At 73.8% G+C, this 6,717-nt stretch carries 1 protein-coding gene (only partly in view); it reads left to right on the top strand.

Translation table 11 applies throughout. The features are described from left to right. Window positions 1-6,717 carry the 5' portion of a type I polyketide synthase gene (locus tag AB0395_RS21585; RefSeq protein ID WP_366283033.1) on the top strand. 4,077 nt of this gene lie beyond the right edge of the window, so the window shows 6,717 of its 10,794 coding nt (coding positions 1-6,717); it begins with the start codon at window positions 1-3; its stop codon lies off the right edge, out of view.

Genomic DNA, 6,717 nt, shown 5'->3' with positions numbered 1-6,717 from the left:
CTGGATGCCGGGTATTGGTTCGCGAATCTGCGCAACACGGTGCTGTTCGACCAGGCGATCCGCTCAGCCGGAAACGGCCCGTTCATCGAATGCAGCCCCCACCCCGTACTGACCCACGGAATCGAGAACGCCCTCGGGACGCTGCGCCGCGACGACGGCGGCCTGAACCGCTTCCTGCGCTCGGCCGCCGAAGCCCACACCGCCGGAGCCACGATCGCCTGGGAAACCCTGCTGGGCAACGGCCCTATGGCGGAACTCCCCACCTACCCCTTCCAACGCGAACGCTTCTGGCTGCCCGACCACGTCCGGCCCGCCGTCGCCGAGCAGACGGACGCCGAGTTCTGGGGCCTCGTCGACCAGGGTGACGCCGCAGGCCTCGCCTCGCTGCTTGGCGTGGACGTCGACGATGTGCTTCCGGCGCTGTCGGACTGGTGGCACGGGCGTCAGAGCCGGCGCACCGTCGACGGATGGCGCTACCGCGTCAGCTGGAAGCCGGTTACCGGCCCCGCGTCCCGTGCACGGCTGACCGGCACCTGGATCGTCGTCACCTCCGGCCAGGAAGACATCGCCGCCGCCCTCCGCGCACACGGCGCCGAGGTGACGGTCGTAGCGGACGTGACCGACATCGCCGCGCACCTGCCGGCCGCCGCCGGTGTGCTCTCGCTGCTGCCGACGGAACAGGAGCCGGCGACCTCCCTCGCCCTGTACCGCGCGATCGCCGACGGGGACGTTCCCATATGGACGGTCACGCGGGGCGCGGTCTCGGTCGGCACGTCCGATCGCCTCACCGAACCCGGCCAGGCGACGGTCTGGGGACTGGGCCAGGTCTTCGGCCTGGAACACCCGGCGGTCGGCGGTGGCCTGCTCGACCTGCCCGAGACTCTGGACGACCGGGCGCTGGGCCGTCTGGTCGCCGTGCTCGCCGGTACCTACGGCGACGAGGACCAACTTGCGATCCGTTCGTCCGGTGTCTTCGCCCGGCGGCTGACGGCCGCGCCCACGCACCGATCCGACACGACCCCGTGGCAGCCGGACGGCACGGTCCTGATCACCGGCGGTACCGGAGCACTCGGCGCCCACGTCGCCCGCCTGCTGGCCATCCGTGGCGTGAAGCACCTGCTGCTGGCCAGCCGAAGCGGCCCCGACGCGCCCACGTCCGGTGCGCTCGTCGCCGAACTCGCCGACCTGGGCTGCACGGCCACCGTCGCCGCGTGCGACGTGGCCGATCGCGCCGCGCTCGCCGAACTGATCGCCACGGTCCCCGGGGACCGCCCGATCACCGCAGCCGTGCACGCCGCAGGCATCGGGCGGGGCATCGCGCTGGCCGACACCACGGCGGAGGATCTGCGCGAGGCGTTGGCGGCGAAGGCGGTCGGGGCGTCGAACCTGGACGCGCTGTTGGGCGGAACGCTGGTGTTCTTCTCCTCGGGGGCGTCCACGTGGGGCAGCGCAGGGCAGGCCGCCTATGGAGCCGCCAACGCCTACGTGGACGCGCTCGCCGAGAACCGCCGTGGTCGTGGGCTCCGCACGCTGTCGATCGCCTGGGGAGCCTGGGGCGGTGGCGGCATGGTCGACGACGACGTGCGCGCGCACCTGTCCCGCCGGGGTCTGACCGAGATGGATCCGCTGCTGGCCGTCGCGGCGCTGGAGGAAGCCGTCACCGGTGGCGAGACGACGCTGACGGTCGCCGACATCGACTGGAACCGTTTTCTGCCGCTCTACACCAGTGCCCGACCCCGGCCGCTGGTCAAGGAGTTCACCGCGTCCGAGCCCGCCCTGGTCGCGGCCGGTCCCGGCCTCGGCGACCTGCCCCCTGCCGAGCGGGAACGGCGCGCGCTCCGTCTGGTGCTCGACGTGGCCGCCGCCGTACTCGGCCACGACTCCGCCGACGGCATCGATTCCGCCCGCACGTTCAGCGAACTGGGTTTCGACTCGCTCACCGCGGTGGAGTTGCGCAACCGCCTGGCGGGCGCGTCCGGGCTGACGCTGCCGCCGACCCTGGTGTTCGACCATCCGACGCCCGCCCTGCTCGCCGCCCACCTGTCGGGCGGTGTGGCCACGACGGCACCGGTCGCTCGGACCGCGGTCGACGACGATCCGATCGTCATCGTCTCGGTCGCCTGCCGCCTGCCGGGCGGCGTCCGCGGCCCGGAGGACCTGTGGCGGCTGCTGGCCGACGGCCGCGACGCCGTCTCGGCCTTCCCCGCCGACCGCGGCTGGGACCTGGACGGGCTGTACGACCCGGATCCCGGCCGCCCCGGCAAGACCTACGCCTTCGAGGGCGGTTTCCTCGACGACGCGGGCGGGTTCGACGCGGACTTCTTCGGCGTCAGCCCGCGTGAGGCGCTGGCGATGGACCCGCAGCAACGGGTGCTGCTGGAGACCACATGGGAGGCGGTCGAGCGGGCCGGCATCGACCCGGCCGGCCTGCGCGGCAGCGACACCGGCGTGTTCGTCGGCGCCATCCACCAGGGCTACGGGGTGCAGTCCGGTGCCGTGCCCGCCGAGTTGGAGGGCTACTTCCTCACCGGCAACGCGTCGAGCGTGATCTCCGGCCGGGTCGCCTACTCATTGGGCCTGCAGGGGCCCGCGGTCACCGTCGACACGGCGTGCTCGTCGTCGCTGGTCGCGATGCACTGGGCGGCGCAGGCGCTGCGGTCCGGGCAGTGCTCGCTCGCGCTCGCCGGAGGTGTCACGGTGATGGCGAGCCCCGCGACGTTCGTCGAATTCTCCCGCCAGCGTGGCCTGGCCCCCGACGGCCGCTGCAAGTCCTTCGCCGACGCGGCCGACGGTACAGGCTGGGCCGAAGGCGCCGGCGTCGTCGTGCTGGAGCGGATGTCCGACGCCGAACGCAACGGGCACCGGGTGCTCGCGGTCCTGCGCGGCAGCGCCGTCAACTCCGACGGCGCGAGCAACGGCCTCGCCGCGCCGAACGGGCCGTCCCAGGAGCGCGTCATCCGCCAGGCACTGGCCGACGCCGGTCTGGGCCCCGACGAGGTCGACGCCGTTGAGGGCCACGGCACCGGCACCACCCTGGGTGACCCGATCGAGGCGCACGCCCTGCTCGCCACCTATGGACAGGACCGTGACCGTCCGCTGTGGCTCGGCTCGCTGAAATCCAACATCGGCCACTCCCAGGCCGCCTCCGGCGTGGCAGGCGTGATCAAGCTGGTGCTCGCCCTCGGCCACGCGGTACTGCCCAGGACCCTGCACGTGGACACGCCGAGCACGCACGTCGCGTGGGAAACCGGCGCGATCTCGCTGCTCACCGAGCAGATCGACTGGCCGGAGACCGGTCGCCCCCGGCGCGCGGCGATCTCCGCGTTCGGGGTGAGCGGGACCAACGCCCACCTCATCCTGGAGCAGGCTCCGCCCTCCCCGTCTTCCCCGGGCGAACCCGCCGCCGTCGACGGGCCCGTGCCGGTGCTGCTCTCGGCGGCGTCGGCGACCGCGCTGCGGGATCAGGCCGCCCGGCTGTACACGTATCTGGACGCGAATCCGCTGCCGGTGCACGACGTCGCATTCACGCTGGCCGCCGACCGGGCCGGGCTTCGGCACCGCGCGGCGTTCGTGGCGTCCGGCCAGGACGATCTCCTCGCCGGGCTGGACGCCCTCACCGGCGGACCGGATGTGCCCGCCGTCGCCGGTGGCGAAACCGCGTTCCTGTTCTCGGGGCAGGGATCCCAGCGGCTGGCCGCCGGACGGGAGCTGCGGCTGCGGTTCCCGGCGTTCGCCGACGCCTTCGACGAGGTGTGCGCGCGGTTCGACGCCCTGCTCCCACTGCCGCTGATCGACGCCGTGCACGGTGACGACGCCGAACTCCTGCGGCGCACCGAGTTCACCCAGCCCGCGCTCTTCGCTGTCGAGGTCGCGCTTTTCCGCCTCGTACGGTCGTGGGGCGTACGTCCCGCCTGGCTGCTCGGCCACTCCGTCGGCGAACTCGTCGCCGCCCACGTCAGCGGCGCGCTGTCCCTGGACGACGCCGTCGCCCTGGTCGCGGCGCGTGGCCGGCTGATGCAGGGCCTGCCCGCGGGTGGTGTCATGGTCGCGGTCGACGCCACCGAGGACGACGTGCGCCGGCTGTCGGGCGACGGCGTCGACATCGCCGCGGTGAACGGCCCGGCGTCGCTGGTGCTGTCCGGCGCGGAGCCCGCCGTCTTGCGGCTGGCGGAGCGGCTGGCCGCGGCCGGTCACCGGACCAAGCGGCTCGACGTCAGCCAGGCGTTCCACTCCTGTCTCGTGGAACCGGTGCTGGCGGACCTCCGGGCCGCCGCGGCGGGCCTGACACCTGGCGTGCTGGAGTTCCCCGTGGTGTCCACCGTCACCGGCGGGCCGGTCGACGCGGCGACGCTGGCCTCCGCGGACCACTGGGTCCGGCACGCCCGCGCCACGGTCAGATTCGCCGACGGTGCACGGCGGCTGCGGGACTCCGGCGTCACGAACTGGTTGGAGATCGGCCCGGACAGCGTGCTCTCCACCATGATCGACGACGCCGTGCCGCTGCTGCGCGGCGATCGGCCCGAACGGCAGTCGGTCCTGGAGGCCGTCTCGCACCTGCACGTGCGGGGGACGACCGTGGACACCGTTGCGATGGTCGGCGGCGGGCGTCGGGTGGAGCTGCCCACGTATCCGTTCCAGCACGAACACTTCTGGCTCACCCCAGCCGAACCCGTGGCCGCGGTAGACCGTGACGACGTGTTCTGGCAGGCCGTCGGCCGCGGCGATCTCGACGCGCTGTACGCAGCGGACGAGGACCGGGCCGCGTTGGAGGCGGCCCTGCCCGCTCTGGCCAGGTGGCGGGCAGCCGACCGTGCCCGCTCCGCCGCCGAGGAGTACCGCTACCGCGTGCGCTGGCAGCCCGCAGGCGAACTACGCGGCCAGAGCGCGGACCGCTGGCTCGTGGTGCACCCGCCCGGGACGGGCCTGGAGTGGACACTGGGGTTCGATGCCGTCGAGATCGATCTCGACCGGCCTGATCCCGGTGCCCAGGTCGCCGCGGAACTCGCCGGGCGGGACGTCACCGGTGTGCTGTCCCTGCTCGGCCTCGACACCACACCGCACCGTGATCATCCCGGCGTGCCGCGCGGAACGGCTGCCACGCTGTCACTGGCGCGCGCCGGTCTTTCGGTGCCGCTGTGGCTGGCCACTCGCGGCGCGGTCACGATCGGCACGGCGGACGGTGCGCCGGATCCCGCCGGTGCGCTGGTCTGGGGCCTCGGACGTGTCCTGGCCCTAGAACAGCCCGACGCCTGGGGCGGCCTGGTCGACCTTCCTGAGACCCCCGACCCGCGCACGGTCGCGCGACTGCTGCGGGTGCTCGGTGGAACCGGTGACGAGGACCAGGTCGCACTGCGGGCATCGGGCGCGTTCGTGCCCCGGCTGGTGCGCGCCCCCCTGGACCGGCTGCCCGCCCAGCGGCGGTGGACACCGCGCGGAACCGTACTGGTCACCGGCGGTACGGGTGCCCTCGGCGCGCACAGCGCCCGGCGTCTGCTCGACCTCGGCGCAGAGCACGTGATCTTGACCAGCCGTCGTGGGAGCGACGCTCCCGGCGCGGCGGAACTGCTCGCCGAACTGGGCCGGAAAGTGACGATCGCCGCCTGTGACGTCGCCGACCGTGATGCACTCGCCGGGCTGCTGGACACCCGCCGCATCACGGCGGTGGTTCACGCGGCGGGCGTCGGGCAGGCCACCCCGCTGGCCCGGATGGAGCTCGCCGAGTTCGCCGAGGTGCTGTCCGCCAAGGTCACCGGCGCGTCCCACCTGGACGACCTACTCGGCGGGACGGTCGACGCGTTCGTGCTGCACTCGTCGGTGTCCGGCGTGTGGGGCGCGGGGGAACAGGGCGCCTACGCGGCGGGTAACGCCTACCTGCTGGCGCTGGCGGAACGCCGCCGGGCAGCCGGGCTGCCCGCGACCGCGCTCGCCTGGGGGCCGTGGTCGGGCGGCGGCATGGCGGCCGGACGGGTCGGCGAACACCTGCGGCGGCGTGGCCTGACCGAGCTGGCCCCGGACGTCGCGCTCGACGGACTGGTCCGCGCGCTCGACGACGGCGACTCCGGGCTCGTGCTGGCCGACGTCGACTGGGCGCGTTTCACCCCGGCGTTCACCGTGGCCCGGCGACGTCCGCTGCTCGACACGATCCCCGAGGCCGTCATCGCCCGGGAAACGCCCCAGCCGGTACGGCACGAGCGCGACGTGGCCGGCCTGCCGGCGGCCGAACTGCGGCGCGCGCTGGCCGACCACGTGCTCACGGCGACCGCGACCGTGCTCGGCCATGCCGACGCGGACCGGATCGACCCCGCCCGGGCGTTCATCGACCTTGGGTTCGACTCGCTGACCGCGGTCGATCTGCGCAACCGGCTCACCGCCCTGACGGGTCTGGCCCTGCCCGCGACGCTGGTGTTCGACCACCCCACACCGACCAGGCTGGTGGATCACCTGTGCGCCGAGCTGGCGGGGGAAACCGACGCCGGTGAGGTCCGGAACACGGCGGCGGTGCACGAGCCAATCGCGATCATCGGGATGGCCTGTCGCTTCCCCGGCGGCGTCGCGACGCCGGAGCAGCTGTGGCGGCTGGTGCTCGACGGCCGCGACGCGATCACCGGGTTCCCCGCCGATCGCGGCTGGGACCTCGACCGCCTGTACCACCCCGACCCGGACAACCAGGGCACCAGCTATGTCCGGGAGGGCGGCTTCCTGGAGGCGGCCGGCGAC

The organism is Streptosporangium sp. NPDC051023 (assembly GCF_040689595.1).
Taxonomy (GTDB): Bacteria; Actinomycetota; Actinomycetes; order Streptosporangiales; family Streptosporangiaceae; genus Streptosporangium.
Note: the sequence above shows the minus strand (reverse complement) of the source record. Positions and strands in the feature narration are given on the sequence as shown.